This window comes from Tenacibaculum gallaicum (genome assembly GCF_003387615.1).
Classification (GTDB): domain Bacteria; phylum Bacteroidota; class Bacteroidia; order Flavobacteriales; family Flavobacteriaceae; genus Polaribacter; species Polaribacter gallaicus.
This window is the reverse complement of the sequence record NZ_QUNS01000011.1, coordinates 30,716-49,599: the sequence shown is the minus strand read 5'-3', so window position 1 is coordinate 49,599 and position 18,884 is coordinate 30,716. Positions and strand designations below refer to the sequence as shown.

Here is an 18,884-nt window from a genome sequence, read left to right as displayed (position 1 = left end):
AAAACCGTTTATCTTTAGTAATTAGTCAGTTAGTCGATTATAAAACTCCAAGAGTATTGTTATTACTAGTTTTGAGTAATGAACACAAGGAGTTTACATACCGTTACATTAATTTTTATTCCTCTTTTTTTATTTGGACAATCGTTAGATTTTCTGATAGAAGAAGCCGAAATATTGGTAAAAAAAACGGAAACTAAATTAGAATTTCCTACCAGTGATTCTAAATTGTTATTTACTTACCAGCCACTTAATTTAAAAAAAGATAACAATCTTAACTTATTAGAGATAGACTTGAAGAAGTTAGAGGCTAATCAATCTAAAAAAGATATAGGGTTAGTATTTAAAGCAAACGCAAATCATAATTTTAGAGATGCTATAGATGAAGAAACAAATACTTCTATAATTACTAGTGTAAGAACAGAATTAGAGTGGAATATTTTAAAGTCTGGATTTTTTGATAACAGAATAAAGTCTAAAAGATTTGATAATGTAGTAGCAGGTTTAAAAGAAGAGGCTAATAGTGTACAAAAGGAATTGTGGAGAAGACAGTTTAAAGTGGATTATAATTATGTTTTAAACAATGAGCTAATTAGTTTAAATAAAACATTTTTATCTTTTGAAAACGGTTATTTTGATTTACTGAACAAGTTATATTATCAAAAGTTAATAAAAAGAGAAAAGTTAATACAGGTAAGTAATCAAATACATGTTTTAGAAGAACAAATACAAACTTTAGAAAAAGAAAACAGACTATTAAAAGACAGCGTTTCAGTAGCTTATTTAAAAGTAAAAAAATTACCATTGTTAAAAGTACAGCTAGATAGTTTTTCATTAAAAAAACAATTAAGAAAAACAAACTACAAAGAAGAAAATATACGTTTGGAACATCATCCATTAAACAATATTAATTTATCTTTTTATATAAATGAAAACTACCGTTATTCAGAAGCAGCACAACGATTTTTCCCTTCAGCAGGTATCCGTTTTAAAGCACCATTACGTTTTAACAATCGAAAAAAAATTATTAAAACAAAAATAAAAATTTTAAAAGCGCAAGAGTTAGACAAGTCATTAGGTCAGTTTAATAGTATAATTACATATATAAGTGAGTACAGTGAAAAATTAAAGGACTTACAAAATCAATATAAAAACTGGCAAGTCTTAGAGGAAAGAATAAGAATATTGAAGGTAATAAAAGAAGAATTTAAAACTCAAGATACAGGAACCTTATTGCTAGAATTGTTAGAAGAACAATTTAAAGTGTTAGAGGAAACTTTAGAGTTAAAAAAGCAATTATATAAAGTAATAACTAGACTCTTTGTATTGAACGAAGCTGATACAATAGAAACATTATTTATTCCTTATGAGTTTAAAAAAACAGCAAGTTTTGAGAAGCTTTTATTAAAAAATAATAGAAACTATACTATTGATTTCCAAATTAGTTTTATAAAAGCAAAACAACTACCGAAAGTAGAAGTATTAAAAGATGACCTTATTACCCAAAACAAGTTAAAAAAAGCGTTAATCAATTATGTTTTGGTTGATGATACTACTCAAAAAACAGTAGAGCAGTTTATAAAGGAAGAATTAAAAAGAATAAAAAGAAAAGCAAATGAAAGCATTTAATTATAAAAAAGGAAAAGCAGTAATACGCACCTTAAAAGAGCCTGTTATAAAAAAGAAAAAATTAAATTTTGATAGAGCTATATATTTTATAATCATAATAGGGCTTGTAGTTTGGTTATCAAGTTTTATTTACAATAAAACACTTTGGTTAGAAGGTAATGGACAAATGTTAATGGAAAAAGTAGATGTTAATTTTACAAATGATGTAAGACTTAAAGAAATTTTTATTAACGAAGGAGATACCGTTAGTAAAGGAAGTAAATTGTTTAATTATTTTCAAAATGATTTTGATAGTGATGCATCAATAGTGCTAAAAAATTTTGATAGAAAAGAAAAGCAGAATAATAGTTTACAGGAGTTAGAAAGGCAAATTAATAATAAAAAAATAAGATTGAGAAGTTTAAAAGAAAGACTTTCGTTTTTAAATACTCAGGAAAAGAAAATAACAAAATTAGTACTGCTAGACGTGTATACAAAACCAAAGCTAGATGATTTGTTAACACAACAAATGCTATTAAAAAATCAAATACAAATACATAGAAGTGAATTACACTTTTTATTAGAAGACAAAAAGCTAATCCAACCTGGTATACCGCTAATAAGCACTAATAGAAACTATCAAAATACATATATATCACCAATTAAAGGGGTAGTAGGTCAAATTTTGAAAAGTAGCGAAGAAGCTTGTTATAAAACAGAAAATGTATTAACAATTCATAATGTAGAAAAAGTATTTATAAAAGCATATTTTGATTTAAAAGATTTGTCTAAAATTAATAAAGGAGACATCGTTGAAGTAGAGTTTCCAGATAAAACAATATCCAAAGGAATCATCAATAAATTATATATAGCAACTTACAAAGCACCTACTGAGTTTCAAAAAAAGTATGAACCAACAGAAAGAAACATTTTAACAGAAATAGTACCCTTAAATAAAGAACAAATCCCTGATTGGGCTAAATTTTACAAATTAAACTTAAAGATTAAAGTAGGTAAATTTTAAGTTTCAAAAGAATATAAATAGTAGACAAACCTGTGAAGTTTATTTCACAGGTTTTTTTATTGCTGTTGTTTTGTTTAGGTGCTTGTAAATCAGTTGTTAGGGTGGGTTTGATGATTGAGGTATTGTAGAATAATAATAAATGTGTTTACATGAAAAACGATAAAAACCATTTATCTATAGTTATTGTTTTTTCATCTACAGAAAGTTTTTAATAAACCAATAACAGCTTTAATAACCTTAAATCCAATATAATTTAGCGGTATAATTAATTAACAAAAAATAAATAAAATGAGCACAGCATTAAAAACAAACAGATTACAAGTTGAAAATCAGTTTCCAAAATTAGCGTACAAAAAAAGTCAGTTGTTTAATAATCTTTTAGAGAAAAAAGAAAATGTAGCAGTTGTAGGGTTAGGGTATGTAGGTTTACCTTTAGCAGTTCATATGGCATCAAAATTTAAGGTAATAGGTTTTGATGTAAATGATGATAAAGTTCTACAATTAATACAACACAAAGATCCATGTGAAGAACTACCCTCAGAAGAGTTTAAAGGAAAAGATATAAGTTTTACATCAAATGATGATATTTTAAAAGAAGCTAAATTTTATATCGTGGCAGTGCCAACTCCAATAGATGATTTAAAAAAGCCAAATTTAACACCGTTAAAATCAGCAACAGCTATGATAGCTAAATATTTAAAGAAAGGAGATTGTGTAGTTTTTGAATCAACAGTATTTCCAGGATGTACAGAAGAGGTATGTGTACCAATATTAGAAAGGATTTCAAGACTAAAATTTAATGAAGATTTTACCGTAGGATATTCACCAGAAAGAATAAACCCAGGAGATACTCAACACACTTTTACAAAAATTAAAAAGATTGTATCGGCAAGTACAAATGAATCTTTGGAAACTGTAGCAAAAGTGTATGAAGAGGTAGTAACAGCAGGTGTGCATAAGGCTCCAGCAATTAAGGTAGCTGAAGCAGCAAAAGTAGTAGAGAACATTCAAAGAGATGTAAATATTGGTTTGATGAACGAGCTATCCCAAATTTTTAATGCACTAGAAATTAACACAAAAGATGTACTACAAGCTGCGGGAACTAAGTGGAATTTTCACAATTACTTTCCAGGGTTAGTAGGAGGGCACTGTATAGGGGTAGATCCGTATTATTTAATTCATAAAGCAAAAGAAGTAAGGTGTACACCTAGGCTATTAGAGCAGGTTAGAGAGGTAAATGAAAGTATGATAAATCATATTGTATTACAAGTTGAAAGAAAGTTATATGAAAAAAGGTTTTTAAAGAACGATGTTTCTGTTTTAGTGAAAGGAATAGCTTTTAAAGAAAATGTAAATGATATAAGAAATTCAAAAACAGCAGAAATGTGTTTAGAACTTCAAAAAAGAGGATATAAAGTAGTAGTGCAAGATTATATGGTAGATTCAAAAGAAGTAAAAAGAAGATATGGACTTACTATTAACAACACAACATCAGAAGAATTTGATGCAATAATCTTGGCAGTTGATCATGAAGATTACAAGCATTTAGCATACTACGATTATTTGAAAAATGGAAATAAAGAAACAATAATTTTTGATGTTAAAGGAGATAAAAAAGACAAATTTCCAAGCGAAGTGTATATGTCATTGTAACCTATAAAGCAAAACGTAAAAAGTAGAAACCATGCTAAATGTTTTAAAGAAATCAAATTCGAGAAGAATCTTACAAGATGGTTATTCATTCTTGTTGGTTTCACATACTAGTGAGTTACAAAACGAAGAGTTAGCATATTTAGATGGTTTTATTATCGATACGGATGCAGTTACGAATGCAAATGATATAATTTATAGTATAAGAACACACAAAAATATTCAAGTTGGCCTGTCACCATTGTTTGTAAATAGCATTTACAAGTTACCTAAAGAAACTACGATTCATACCGATGGTGACGTAGAGCTAAACATGATATCTTCTTATATACAAAGAGTAATAACCATAAAAAAGAGAATAAAAAACCTAACACAGCCCAAGGCAATTTCTCATGAAAAGCTTATTCAGTTAAAAACAATGGCTTTTTCTTATTCCAGAAATAAAGTTTTAACACCTATGGCAAGTAGAGAAAGTTATATAGGATATAAATTTCCTTTTATTTCATTATTCTATAAAAAAAATGAAGCAATATCATTATTAAGAAACTTAGAGAAAGCAGTAAAAGAAAATAGTTTATCTGTAAGTCTAAAAGACTATGTACACCTTTGTAAAAGTTGCTCAGGAAACTATTTAAACTTTAGAGAATGTTGCCCAAAGTGTGATTCTATAGACATAATAGCAAACGATATGGTCCACCATTTTGTTTGTGCCCATGTTGCTCCAGAAAGAGATTTTAAAGCTGAAGACGGTTTGGCATGTCCGAAATGTGATAAAAATCTTAGACATATTGGAATTGATTATGATAAACCTTCATCGATTTATTCATGTAATACTTGCAATCACGAATTTCAAAATGCAAATATGAAAGCTTTGTGTTTAGATTGTGAAACAGAAAACAATTTAGAGGAACTTCTAGAAAAAGCAATAGGAAGTTATAAAATAACAGAAATAGGAGAACAAATATTATTTGATCAAGAAAATACAAGTCAACCACAATCAGAAACTATTTCTGTAGGAAGTATGAATACTAATCTTTTTAAAATTATAGTAAATCAGGAAATAAAGAGAATAGAAGTAACACAAGGAGATAGTTATTTGACGAAAATAACATTTGAAAACAAACAACTAGAAGTGTTAAACGCCGATTTAAAATTAAACTTAACTAAAGAAATAAGTTCAATAATACAATCGTATTTAAAAACTTCAGATATGTTATCGGCAGAAAACTTTAATAGTTACTATATTTTATTGCCAGAAACTAAAGAAAGCCAATTAGAAAGATTAGAAAACATACAGTACAATTTATCTAAACTACTGTCAGATAACTTGAGTGATACGAAGCAAGAAATAAAAATAGAGATTCATAAAATTTCAGGAACCGATAACTCAAACACTTATTTCGAATGATGTTTTTAAGCCTACATAATTTAGTTCCAGAGTATGTAAACTACTGGTTTGTGGTTGGGTTGCCAAAATTTATAAGGGTCTTTTGGTATTTTGTAATCTTTGAGTTTACACGCTATATTATTATAGATTATATTATTGCATTTATCTTTTTTATAACAGGAAAAAAAAGAGCCAAAAAGTTTGAAGAAGCCAAAAGAAAACTCTTTCAAGAAAACCCCTTTGTGTCAGTAATTATTCCAGGAAAAAATGAAGGGAAACACTTATATAAATTAACCAAATCATTGGCAGAACAAACGTTTAAAAACTTCGAATTAATTATTGTTGATGATGGTTCAGATGATGATACTCCTATTATAGGTAAAAACCTTGAACGTTTAGGGCTTATTGATATGTTTATAAGAAATGAGATGCGAGGAGGGAAAGCATCAGCAGCAAATTTAGCATTGCGTTTTAGTAAGGGGAAATATATTGTGCATTTAGATGCCGATTGCTCTTTTGATAGTGATGCAATAGAACAAGTATTATTACCTTTTTTTGTAAATGATAAAATTGCTGCAGTAGGAGGAAATGTAAAAGTGAGAAACTACAAAGAAAGTTTATGTGCTAAATTACAAGCAATAGAGTATTTAAAAACAGTATCAGTAGGTAGAATAATTACTTCTTACCTAGGAATATATAAAATTATTTCAGGAGCATTCGGAGCCTTTAGAAAAGATGTAATAGATAATATTGGTGGATGGGACATAGGCCCAGGACTGGATGGAGATATTACAGTGAAGATTAGAAAATCTGGCTATAAAGTGTATTTTCAAGAAAAAGCAATTTGTTTAACCAATGCGCCTTCAAAATTTAAAGTATTAACAAAACAACGTTTACGATGGGATAAATCTATTATCCGTTTTAGAGTTCGTAAGCACAAAGACGTGTACCTTCCAACGGCAAACTTTAATTGCTCCACTTTTTTTTCACTAGCAGAAAACGTATTCTATAATGTTATTTTAGACATTATGTGGTGGGTTTACATTATAGATATCATTGTTAATTACAACAGTTCTTTAAAGTTTATTATTCCAATGAATTTCACTTTATATTTTGTAATGTCATATGTGCAAATGCTTAGTATTTACATTTTTTCAGAAAGAAGAGAAGAAGAAAAATATTTGTGGCCATATGTAATTTTAATGACTATTTATACGGGAACTTATTTAAGAATAGTAAGAACTATAGCTTATTATAAAGAATTCTTTTTCAAGCGATCTTTCGAAGATCCTTGGAATCCATATAAATCTTCAATACAAGCTAAAAGAGCTGGATTGTAGGTGGTTATCATTAACCTATAGTTACCCGCAATTAATCGAAAAAAGAGCGATAATAGGGGATGAAAAAATAAATTTACAGTATAATTAAAACAAATAAAAAATGGAAAAACTAAGAATTTTAGCAATTATACTGGTTGGCATCTTCGTTGGTTGTCAATCAAAAATAGAAGATGATATTATTGATAATGTCGAAGCAATAGAAGAAACAGTAACAGAAAACCCATATACATTAAACAATTATAGAAATTCCCTATCTTCTAGAATTAGTTATATAAATAGAACAGCAACTATTAAATCAATAGTTAGCGGTGTAACAGGTCAAAAATTTGCTAGCCGAACAGGAGGAGTTAATGGAACACAAGAAATGTATTATTGGGAGCATGTAGCAGAAGTAGCTCCGTTAGTAGTAGAAGGTAAAACGCTAAGCGCAACACACATTACGTTATTAGATACTAAAGCCTATGTGAGTTATCATAGACAAGGAAATGAGCATTTAGGAGCGGTAGAAATACTCGATTTATCCAATCCGAATTTTCCGGAAATTATGAGTCAAGCAACATTTTTAAATTCTGATATCAATGCAATTACCTCAGATTTTGAAGGAGATTCATCATCAAGAAAAGTATGGTTAGCAATGTCAGATGCAACACATGGCGCACAATTGTTTGAGTTAGAAACAAATAATGGATTATTTACAGAAAATTACCAAAGAGTAAATCTATCCAATATTTTAAAAGATGGGGTTTCAGCATCTGCAAATGGAATAGCAATTACCGATAGTTATTTATACATAACTTCAGGAAAAACTTATGGAGGTACTGTTCAGTTGAATAAAGATGACTTATTTGCAATAGATAAAGAAGTTTACAGTGATGCAAAATATATCGCTGTAAATGGTACTTCAGACAATTCAAAAATAGTAAGCCTAGTTACTGGAGATGATGCGCAATTAAGAGTTAATACAGTAAAGGAAGGGCTAAATTCTACTACATATGATATTGGAGAAATTTTTCATCAAAATGTGGCAGAAGCATACAGAGGGAAATCTACAATGGAATTTTCCCCTATAAATAGTGACCAAGTATATATTGCAAAAGGAAAAGAAGGAGTTGCACTAGTAGATGTTACAAATGGAGCAATAATCAACGAATCTAAAGGGAGTTTTTTAGTCGTAGGAAATACAAATGGAGTAAGTACAGATAATGATTATGTGTACACAGCAAATGGTTCAGATGGTATTTCAATATCACCACATCCAACAAGCATTGGTGAAGATATTCAACCAATTTTTTATTGGGATTTAGCAGAAGAAGGAGCTTCAGCGAACTATATTATTGCAGATGGAGAATGGGTTTTTGTAGCCAAAGGTAATGGAGGTTTTAAAATTTTAAGAAAAAGAATAAAAGACGAATATAAAACCATTACAACATATACCACTAATGGCAAGCCAGATGGGTTAGAAGAGGATAAAGAAGTATGTAGTTCTTTACTATCCAATATTTATGCAAATATACTCCCTGAACGTCAGAACGCCATGGAAGTCCACCCTGAGTATTTTTCAAACCGAGTAAAAAATATAGTTGTAAAAGAAGAAACAGAATTATATTTGACCTTTGTAGATGAAGGAGCAGGTTATAAAAATGTATTAGGTTATTATACCTATAAAGAAGGTGAGACACCTACAAGTGAGGATCAATTAGATAAAATAGTAATATTTCCAAATGCTTCAGCGGAAGGATCTGGAGGAGAGTTGATAAAAGGTAATACAATGCGTTTACTTGGTACTTTTGAACCAGGAACAGTAGTAGGCTTTTTTTTAATAGCAAATGGCTGGGTAAATGGTTTTATCACAGATGGTTATTATTCTCAGTATACGAATATTGATTTTAATTTAAGTGGAAGACAACAAAGTATTATTTTTTTTGATAAAACTTGTAATTCTACAGTAATAGCCTTTGAAGACATATCAGTTCCTAATGGAGATAATGATTTTAATGATGCAATATTTGAAATTTCAGCATCAAACCCAAGCGCTATCGATACTTCAGAGTTTAACCAGATATAGGTTTAAGTTATTGAAAGCCAATATATTTTTGTTTAAATTATATTGGCTCTTTTTAAAAGGTTATTAATTAATTGATTAGTTCGGTTTGATTCTGTACTCTAAAACAACGTTCTTCTCCAAGAAATAAAGGATTTCCGTGTTTTTCGGACCAAAATCCATCTAAAATATTTTTAGAAAGACAAGAGTATACAGCAACACCTTTGTAAACAGTGTTATGATCACTAGTGTAATTAAAATTAATAATAAGAATATTGCTTTTAAAGAAACCTGTTCCAAACTGTTCTTGTTCATTATTAATAAGCCATTTGGCAACAATTCTATTGTTTTTATCAAGAGTTAAAGAAAGAGTTCCTTTATAGGTGTTTTCACTTTCATCTTGATTACTACCGATAATATTGTATACTCCTACTAAATCTTCTACTGTCATTTAATCTTCAAATATGGAAGCAAAAATAAGATAGTTTATAATAAGTAACGGCTTTTATTGAGCAAGAAGAGCTGGGTTGTGTTTTTTGATTTTAATTTTAATATGCTTTGAAGCAGGCATATTACTTCCTTTTACGGTATTGTGAATTGATACCAACACATTAGTTTCAGGGAAATAGGTAACTGTATTTTTCTCAGGAATGGGATACTCAACAATAATAAATAGCGGAGCGATACGCTCTGTATCATTATCATAATTGTATAAATCTACCTTATCACCAGATGTAAGTCCTGCTTTTTTAATATCTTTTTTGTTCATAAAAATTACACGACGTTCATTATAAATTCCGCGATAGCGATCATCTAATCCATAAATAGTAGTATTGAATTGATCGTGTGTTCTGACAGTAGCCATTAGATATTCATCATCAGCTAATCTGTTTTCGGGTAATGTTGTTATAGAAAAAGGAACACGGTCTCCAAACTCTTTTGTCTTAAAGTTTCCTTCACGTGCCGCATTAGGTAAGTAAAATCCGCCTTTTTGTTTTACACGAACATTGTAGTTGTCAAAACCAGGAATACATTTTTCAATATCATCTCTCACAGCATCATAACTATTCGTATAACGATCCCAATCAACAACACTTTTGTTTCCTAAAGTAGCTTTTGCCATACGACACACAATATGTGTTTCGTTGATAAGTTTGTTAGATATAGGCTTTAATACTCCTTTAGACCACTCTACAATTCCCATTGCATTTTCAGCACTTGTATACTGATGCTCATCGTTAACCATGTCAATTTCACTTTTAGAAATAGTAGGTAAAATTAAAGCCTCTTTTCCGTGAATCAAATGGGTTCGGTTTAACTTAGTAGAAACAGAAACAGACAAATCAAGTTGTCTCATTCCGTTTGCGGTATAGGTGGTATCAGGAGTTGCAGATAAGAAGTTTCCGCCCATGCTAAAGTGTACTTTAACCTTTCCATCATTCATCGCCTTTATGGTATTTACAACATCATAACCATTATTTCTTGGCGGATTAAAGCCGAAAATTTCTTGTAATTTATCAAGCTGCTCTACGGAAGGACTGTGGTTAATAAGCATCGTTCTATTTCCTTGTACATTACTATGTCCACGTACAGGGCAAGAACCTGATCCAGGCTTACCAATACTTCCCTTTAGGAATAATAAGTTTAAGACTTCCTTTAAAATATCAACCCCGTTAGGTTGTTGTGTAAGTCCCATTCCCCAGCAAATAATAATTCGGTTTTTATGGGCTAGCATTTTAGCAGCTTTTTGAATATCTTCTTTTAAAACACCAGATGCACTTGCTAGTTTATCTATGTCATAATTTTCAATTTGCTTAATTAATTTTTCATAACCAACTGTTTTCTTTTTGATAAATTCTTGATCAAAAACTTTACCTGGGGTTTCTTTTTCAAAATGTAATAGTAAGCGTTCGATAGCTTTTAACAATGCCAAATCTCCATTAATTTTAACAGGAAGATGTAAATCGGCAAGTTGGATGCCTTTTCCTAAAATACCACTTATTTTTTGAGGATCTCGGAAACCCATTAAACCAGCTTCGGGAAGAGGGTTAACAGCAATAATTTTAGCTCCATTCTTTTTTCCTTTTTCTAAGGCACTTAACATTCGTGGAGAATTCGTTCCTGGATTTTGACCAATAATCATAATGATATCGGTATCGTAGAAGTCTTTTAAAGTAGCAGTTCCTTTTCCTATACCCGTAACTGAGGCTAGGGTAAAACCAGAGGTTTCGTGACACATATTAGAACAATCAGGAAAATTATTTGTTCCAAATTCACGTACAAAAAGTTGATAAGCAAAAGAAGCTTCATTACTTGTTCTTCCAGAAGTGTAAAATGCTGCATTATCTGGAGACTCTAACCTATTTAAGTGTTCAGCAATTTTTGTAAAAGCATTGTCCCAGTTAATAGGTTCATAATGTGTACCATTTTTAGGGAGGTACATAGGCTCAGAAAGTCTACCTAGATGTCCAATTTCATAATCAGTTAATTGAGAAAGCTCATAAATAGAATTTTGTTTAAAAAAATCAGCAGTAATTCTTTTACTAGTAGCCTCTTCAGCTATAGCTTTTGCACCATTTTCACAATACTCAGCAATGGAAGAGCGTTCATCATCGGGATCAGGCCAACCACAACTAGGGCAATCAAAACCATCAAACTGATTCATTTTAACCAAAGCTTTTCCTCCTCTAACTAAAGCTTTATCATTTATTAAACTTTTTATAGCGTTTGTAACTCCAGGAATTCCTGCAGCCCAATCTTTTGGTTTACCAGTTCTTAAGCTTAATAGTTTGTAAGGAGGCTCAGCAGAAGGTTGTTTATCAGTTTGTTTTTTGGGTTTGTTGTCCATTATTTTTTCTATAATCTTAGAGGTATAAAGTTAAGAAAAAAAGAGAACAAGTAGGGTGTGAATATTTTTGTTAAAAAAATGTGAATTTTTTTATTCTTCAACTTTGGATAACAGTAAATTACTGCATATGTTTGCACGGCTAAAATGAAATTGTTAACCCCTTATTGCTTATGAAAAAAATTACTTTTTTCTTTTTTATTGTATTTTCTCAATTAGTTTTTTCTTCAACAGATAATCCTTTAGATAGTATTTCTAGGTCGGAAAAAGCACTTCCTAAATTAATTGAGTTTTCTTCTAAAGCAAAAGGAGAGTTTGATTTTGATTATGTTAAAAATAATTACTCTGATTTTAAGGTAGATACACTTATAAGTAGAGCTACCTCTGTTTTTGAAGCTATAGAAAGAACAGGAAGTTATGTTGATGTCTTAGGCTCTGATGATATGATTAGCTTGCCTGTTGGTGTTAAAAAGAGAGTAGGAAAAAACACAGCGATATTAGGAGTTAGCAAAGCTAAATTTTATCCAGATTATACTGAGGTAACACTTTTTGCAAAACTAACAATTGGTCAACTAGGAGCTAATGGAAAGCAACAAGAGCTTTTTTTTGGAGCAGATAACATAAAAATATCTCATAATGGGGGAATTTATGGTGATACTAATATATCGTTATTTGGAGATGTTGCGATTCCGATACAAGGTAATAAAGGATTATTAGAGTTGAAGGGTGGCTTTAATATGAAAACAGGTATTGTAGAAAATAAGACCTATGTAACCATAGATTGTTCAGGGATAAAAGAGATAGGAGTCGCAGCAAATGTTTTATTTTCTAGGGATTTATTAGAACCACTAGACTCTAATAATACTGTTATTCAAGACACAAGAACACGAGTAAAAGGTTCTTTTAAAACAGTAGTGTCAGACTGGAACGATATAATTGCAGAGATAAATTTAAGTCATCCATTTCAAATTAAAGATAAAAACTCTACAACAGGTAGGGGTAAAGGAGGTTTAATTTTTGAAGTTAAAAATGCTGTTTTTGATTTTAGCGATCTTAAAAACTCTAATAATGTTAATTTTCCAAAAGGATATAAAGAAAAGTATTTAATTCCTGGTAATGAAGAATTATGGAGAGGGGTATCTATTGAAAAGGTAAAAATAACTCTACCCAAGGAGTTTATGAAAAGGAATGAAGAAAATAGATTAAGTATTACAGCTGAAAAATTTTTAATAGATGGAGAAGGTGTGACAGGAAGTTTTGCAATAGAAAATCTTTTTTCTATTGAAGAAGGAACAGCTTCTGGCTGGCCAATTTCAGTAACTGATTTACATGCTTCTTTTATAGCAAACAAGATAACAGGAGGTGGTTTTGGAGGGCATGTAGCTTTGCCAACTTCAGGAAAAGTTACAAATGAAGATGTTATTAATGAAACAGAACACATAAAAGGAATAAGAAAAGCTATTAAATATACGGCTATAATTGATGTTGGAAATGATGAGTATAGTTTGGCTTTAGAGCCTATAGCGAAAGAAGGTTTGCACTTTCCTGTTTTGATGGCACAAGCACATTTGAAGTCAAATTCTAGTGTAACACTTAAGGTTAAAGAAGGTAAATTTAGACCCAAGGCTAATTTATATGGTAGTTTAACTATTGGAGGGAAAAACAGTAATGGGAGCAAGTTGGTTGATTTTAAAGGCATCACATTTGAAAATCTTCAGTTGCAAACGGAATCTCCATATTTTTCTGTTGATTACATGGGGTATAAAGATGATGTGAAATTTGGAAACTTTCCAGTAACAATATCAGAAATAGGAGTAACAGCTAATGATGATAGAACATTGTTAAGTTTTGCATTAGATGTTAATTTGATGAGTAAAGGGTTTGCAGGGGGGACAAAATTAGGAATAAAAGGAAAGTTTGAAAATACTAATGGTAGGCATAGGTGGAAGTATGACGGAATTGATATTCAAAGAATAAATGTTGAAGCTGATTTAGGAAGTGTTAAGTTTAAAGGACTCGTTGATATCAAAGATAACGACCCAGTTTACGGTAATGGTTTTTACGGAGAGTTAGAAGCAGATTTTAATAGCATTAATGTAAAAGCAACAGCTTGGTTTGGTAAGGCAGATGTAAGATATTGGTATGTTGATGCCTATGCAGATTTATCTTCAATGAGAGCAAAACCTATGATAGGGCCCGTTGAAATTAACGGTTTTGGAGGTGGTGCTTATTACCATATGAAAAAGACATCTAATCCGCCTAAATTAGTGTACCAAGGACAACTGGATGATGAAGGAAACCCTGTGCCAGTTAAGACTCCAAAACCTCCTTCGGGGATGGACTATGTTCCTGATGCTAACTCAGGTCTAGGATTCAGAGCGATGTTAGGATTTGCTTTAGCTAATGAAGGAGCTTTTAATGGAAAGGTTGGTTTTGAAATGGCATTCAATACTCATGGAGGTTTGAATAGGATATTTTTCTTTGGAGAAGCTCATATCATGAAAGGTTATAAATTGGAGTTTGCAGATAAATTCAAAGAAAAACTAAACAACCTTGAAAATAAAATCAATGATTTAGCAGATAATAAGCTGGTTAAAAGTTTGAAAGAGACAAATTTAGTAGAGTATAGTAAAGTTTCGTTTCCTCAGGACGGATTAACTTTTGATGTAGGAATTGATGCTCATTTTTCTATGGAAATGGATTTTGTGAATAATTCTTTTCATAGCGAAATGGAAGTATATGTAAACACACCAGGGAACTTTTTTAGCGGTGTTGGAGATAGAGGTAGAGCTGGTTGGGCAGTTTTTCATACAGGTCCAGAGGGTTGGTATTTACATATGGGAACTCCAAAAGATCGTATAGGGCTTAGAGTTGGAATAGGAGGATTTAATGTAAAGGCAACAACCTATTTAATGATTGGAGATAAAATACCAGGAAGTCCACCACCACCACAAGCCGTGGCTGACATTTTAGGAGTAGACCTAAATAGTCTGGACTATATGAGAGATTTAAATGCATTAGGAGATGGTAGAGGTTTTGCTATTGGTATGGACTTTAGTCTAGATACTGGAAACATGAATTTCTTAATGTTTTATGCCCGATTTAGAGCAGGATTAGGATTTGATATCATGATTAAAGATTATGGAGAAACTGCTTGTAAAGGAAGTGGACAGATAGGAATTGATGGCTGGTATGCAAACGGACAAGCTTACGCGTATTTAGAAGGAGAGCTAGGAATACGAGTTAATTTATGGTTTTACAAGGCAAGAATACCAATAGTAAAAGCTGGAGCAGCAGTATTATTACAAGCAAAACTACCAAATCCTAGCTGGTTTAGAGGGTATGTTGGAGGTCATTTTAGTGTACTTGGAGGTATGATTAGAGGGCGTTTTAGGTTTAAAATTGAGTTAGGAGAGGAATGTGAAATTATTGGTGGCGCACCACTAGGAGGTATGAAAATTATTTCAGGAGTAACTCCCGATAATGATGCTACAGAGGTAGATGTTTTTACAGCACCACAGTCAGCATTTAACATGAAAATAAACAAATCTTTTGAGCTCGAAGATGATAAAGGAGTAAAGACTTATAGAATTTTGCTAGATGAATTTACTGTAAAGAGTGAGGGAAAGATAATTGATGGAGAATTAGAATGGAATGAATCACAAGATGTCGTGAATTTTGTTTCTTTTGATGTTTTACCTCCACAAAAGGTCATTCAGGTAAAAGTTGCGGTTAGCTTTCAAGAATTCAAATCTGGAAGTTGGATTACATTGATGTACAATGGTAAAAAAGCTCAAGAAATAGAAGAAAGAACTTTTACTACTGGAGTAGCACCAGATTATATTCCAGTTGAGAATATAGATTATACTTACCCTGTAATAGATCAGAAGTACTTTTATCAAAATGAAAGTACAACTGGTTATGTGAAATTAAAGAGAGGACAACCTTACTTGTTTGCGCCTGAAACAAATTGGAAACAAAAGGTCGTGTATAGTAACGAAGAAGGACATAATTTTGTAAATACAGTTTCTTATAATAGAGGAGATAGACAAGTAAACTTTAAGCTTGGAAGGTTTAATAATCAAAAGAAATATACATTGAAGTTGGTAAGTTCACCAGATGCAGAAGGAGGTTCGGAAAATGCTATTTCTTATACAAAACAAGATACTGGTTACGAAGATAATACGATAGAAGTCAAAAATAAAGAGGTACAGAACGTTGTTAATGATGAGGCACTGACAGAGTTATTGACTTATGACTTTTCAACAAGTGAATACAATACGTTTGCTAAGAAAATTGATGATAAACGAGTAGTAAAACACTATTTAGAGCCTATTTATTCTGATGTACACGCTATTCAAACAGATGTAAGAGAATCTGAAAGATTTGATAGAATTGAATTAGAAGGAGGTAAATACTCAGGTAAACAACCTTTAATTGAAGCAGAAGCAGTTCTTGATGATAATTATTATGAAGATAGAATTTATCAGTTAATTTATGAAAAATATCCTCTAGAACCTGAATTTACAGTAGACAGAGATGTAAAAGATTTAGGTATTCCACCTAAAAAGGGAATTGATATCTTAACTTGGTATGTACCATATTTAAGAAATAACCCTACATTTTCATTATTAAGCAAACGAATTCCTTATAGATATAATTTGCCTTATCATTATAAGAGAGACTTTATGGATATTCAATATAAAGTAGTTAATAAATACTTAAACAATCCTACTGAATATGCATCGAAAATTCAGAAGTATAATTATATTATTAATGGAGTATTCCCTGCGATATGGTCTGGTAAATACAAGGTTAAAATGCAATATGTAATGCCAGGAGGAGTATTAGGAACAAGTACAGTATTTAAATATAAAAATCCTTTTTAATGCTATTTATTAAGAAAAGAAATATAATAGTACTATTAATTTTTGTGTTCTCAACTTCAGTAGCTTTTTCACAAGCTAAAGAAGTAAACAAGAATACCATTAAAGTATTAGCAAGACCCCACAGTAGTCATAAAATTATGTTGAGATGGGGAGCAACAACTCCAATGTCGTTTAGGAAATTAGCAAAGTATGGGTATAGATTAAAACGGTATACTATAAGTATTAGTGGACAAACATTATCGAAACCAATAGAAAAAGACTTAGGAATTTTTAAGCCAGCAGAACCACAAAAGTGGATTAACATAATAGAGAAAAATAACAATGCAGCTATTATGGCTCAATCGTTATTTGGAGAAAGTTTTGATGTAGAAGGAGTTGGTTCTTTACAAGGAATTATAAATATGTCTCAAGAGCAAGAACAACGATTTACTTGGGCATTGTATGTGGCTGATCAGGATTTTGAAGTAGCAAAATTAGCAGGACTAGGATTTGAAGATGTAAAGGTAAAGTCTACAGAAAAATATGTTTATAAGGTTTTTTCTTTAGTACCGAAAGAAGAAATGAAAATTAAAGATGGAGGAGTTTTTGTAGGGCTTCAAGATTATCAAGATTTACCCAAACCGTTAGATTTAGCAGCTATTTTTGATGATCAAAAGGTAATGTTAAACTGGAACTATGCAATCCATAAAAACGAGTTTAATAGTTATTTCATAGAGCGTTCAGAAGATGGAATAAACTTTAATGAACTTAATAAGCTACCCTACACAACATTAAATAGTGGTGGTAGAGTAGATACTAAGAGAATTTACTACACAGACTCTATTCAAAATAATAAAACTTATTATTATAGGGTAAAAGGGAGAACTCCTTTTGGAGAGTTAAGCCCACCTTCAGATATTATTTCAGGAAAAGGGGTGAAAGTTTTGCCTTATGTACCCAAAATTTCAAGCAAAAAAATTGTAAATAACAATAAAAGTGTTGTTTTAGAATGGAAGTTTTTAGAGGAAGGTGTTGGTTTTATAAAAGGCTTTGAATTAAATAAAAGTAATAAAGCGAATGGACAATACGAAACTGTAGTAAGAAATATTTCCACAAAAACAAGAAAAGTTCAATATGATAAGCTAGATGCTACAAATTATTTTACGATTACCGCTATAGGTAAGCAAGGAAATAGTAGAACATCGTATCCTGTATTAGTGCAACCAGTGGATTCTATTCCTCCAGTAAAACCAGTAGGTTTAGAGGGAGAGGTAGATAGTTTAGGAGTGGTTACCCTAAAATGGAAAAAAAATATAGAACCAGATATGTTGGGGTATCGAGTTTTCAAAGGAAATAATGCTAAAGAAGAGTTTTCACAAATTACAGTTAGTCCGCATCATGCTACAACTTTTTACGATAGTGTTTCAGTAAAAAGTTTGAACAATAAAGTATATTATAAAATTGTAGCGGTAGATAAGAGATATAATATGTCTGAATATTCAGATGTTTTAATATTAAAAAAACCAGACTTTATTCCGCCAGCACCACCAGTAATAACATCATACAATGTTGAAAAAGAGACGGTAAATTTAACTTGGGCTAATAGTCAGAGTAATGATATAGCAAAACATGAGGTGTATAGACGAGTTAGAGATAGTATAAAATGGAATTTAATTGCTACGCTACCAAAAGATACCTTGCACATTGAATATACAGATTGGAAGGATACCAATGTAGAAGGAAATACAGCTTACCAGTATTTAATTAAGGCTGTTGATGAAAGTGATTTACAGTCTATAAATACAAAATACACCACTATTGAAGTGCCAAGGTTTACTTTATTAAAAGGATTGAAAAACTTAGGAAGTTATGTAGATAGAGATAACTCTTTTATAGAGCTGTTTTGGAAAACTGTAAATAAAGAAGCTATTGTAGAGGTAATGATTTACAAAGGAAAAAAAGATGAAAAAGTATCCTTGTTAAGAAATGTTTTACCAAGTACGAATAGAGTAGTGGATGAAAATGTAAAACCAAATAATATATACACTTATATATTACGTCCAGTATTTGTTGATGGTAGCTTAGGGCAGATAAAAAAAATAGAAGTAAAATATTAAAATTGCC

At 30.9% G+C, this 18,884-nt stretch carries 10 protein-coding genes; 8 read left to right on the top strand and 2 right to left on the bottom strand.

Annotated elements, in window-relative coordinates:
- Nucleotides 1–78 precede the first annotated feature (78 nt).
- From C7448_RS14685 to C7448_RS14660, 6 genes are all read left to right on the top strand, one after another.
- Complete coding sequence (locus tag C7448_RS14685) at nt 79–1,626, top strand: hypothetical protein (RefSeq protein ID WP_115902164.1); 1,548 nt, start codon at nt 79–81, stop codon at nt 1,624–1,626.
- Nucleotides 1,613–2,629, top strand: coding sequence for an HlyD family secretion protein (locus C7448_RS14680; RefSeq protein ID WP_115902163.1), 1,017 nt, complete (start codon nt 1,613–1,615; stop codon nt 2,627–2,629). The genes C7448_RS14685 and C7448_RS14680 overlap by 14 nt, the downstream gene beginning before the upstream one ends.
- Before the next feature lie 288 nt (nt 2,630–2,917).
- Nucleotides 2,918–4,282 carry a nucleotide sugar dehydrogenase gene (locus C7448_RS14675; RefSeq protein ID WP_211321928.1) on the top strand — a complete coding sequence of 455 codons (1,365 nt, stop codon included), beginning with the start codon at nt 2,918–2,920 and terminating at the stop codon, nt 4,280–4,282.
- 31 nt (nt 4,283–4,313) lie between these two features.
- Nucleotides 4,314–5,687, top strand: coding sequence for a TackOD1 domain-containing metal-binding protein (locus C7448_RS14670; protein ID WP_115902162.1), 1,374 nt, complete (start codon nt 4,314–4,316; stop codon nt 5,685–5,687).
- Nucleotides 5,684–7,006 carry a glycosyltransferase family 2 protein gene (locus tag C7448_RS14665; RefSeq protein ID WP_211321927.1) on the top strand — a complete coding sequence of 441 codons (1,323 nt, stop codon included), beginning with the start codon at nt 5,684–5,686 and terminating at the stop codon, nt 7,004–7,006. Before C7448_RS14670 ends, C7448_RS14665 begins: the two co-directional genes overlap by 4 nt.
- Nucleotides 7,007–7,106: 100 nt before the next feature.
- On the top strand, nt 7,107–9,071 hold the full coding sequence (locus C7448_RS14660) for a DUF4114 domain-containing protein (protein ID WP_115902161.1): 1,965 nt from the start codon (nt 7,107–7,109) through the stop codon (nt 9,069–9,071).
- Nucleotides 9,072–9,138: 67 nt separating this feature from the next.
- Here C7448_RS14660 and C7448_RS14655 read toward each other — a convergent pair whose 3' ends face one another.
- Both C7448_RS14655 and C7448_RS14650 read right to left on the bottom strand, forming a co-directional pair.
- Complete coding sequence (locus tag C7448_RS14655; protein ID WP_115902160.1) at nt 9,139–9,498, bottom strand: hypothetical protein; 360 nt, start codon at nt 9,496–9,498, stop codon at nt 9,139–9,141.
- Between the two features lie 54 nt (nt 9,499–9,552).
- The gene (locus C7448_RS14650) at nt 9,553–11,895 is read right to left on the bottom strand and encodes an FdhF/YdeP family oxidoreductase (protein ID WP_211321926.1); all 2,343 of its coding nucleotides are present in this window, start codon (nt 11,893–11,895) and stop codon (nt 9,553–9,555) included.
- 170 nt (nt 11,896–12,065) lie between these two features.
- Between C7448_RS14650 and C7448_RS14645 the strand changes: the two genes are divergently transcribed.
- Together C7448_RS14645 and C7448_RS14640 are read left to right on the top strand one after the other, a co-directional pair.
- A complete protein-coding gene (locus C7448_RS14645) occupies nt 12,066–16,781 on the top strand; it encodes a hypothetical protein (protein WP_115902158.1) in 4,716 nt (1,571 codons plus the stop codon).
- Entirely contained in the window at nt 16,781–18,877 is a 2,097-nt protein-coding gene (locus tag C7448_RS14640) for a fibronectin type III domain-containing protein (RefSeq protein WP_115902157.1), read from the top strand. Before C7448_RS14645 ends, C7448_RS14640 begins: the two co-directional genes overlap by 1 nt.
- Nucleotides 18,878–18,884 lie beyond the last annotated feature (7 nt).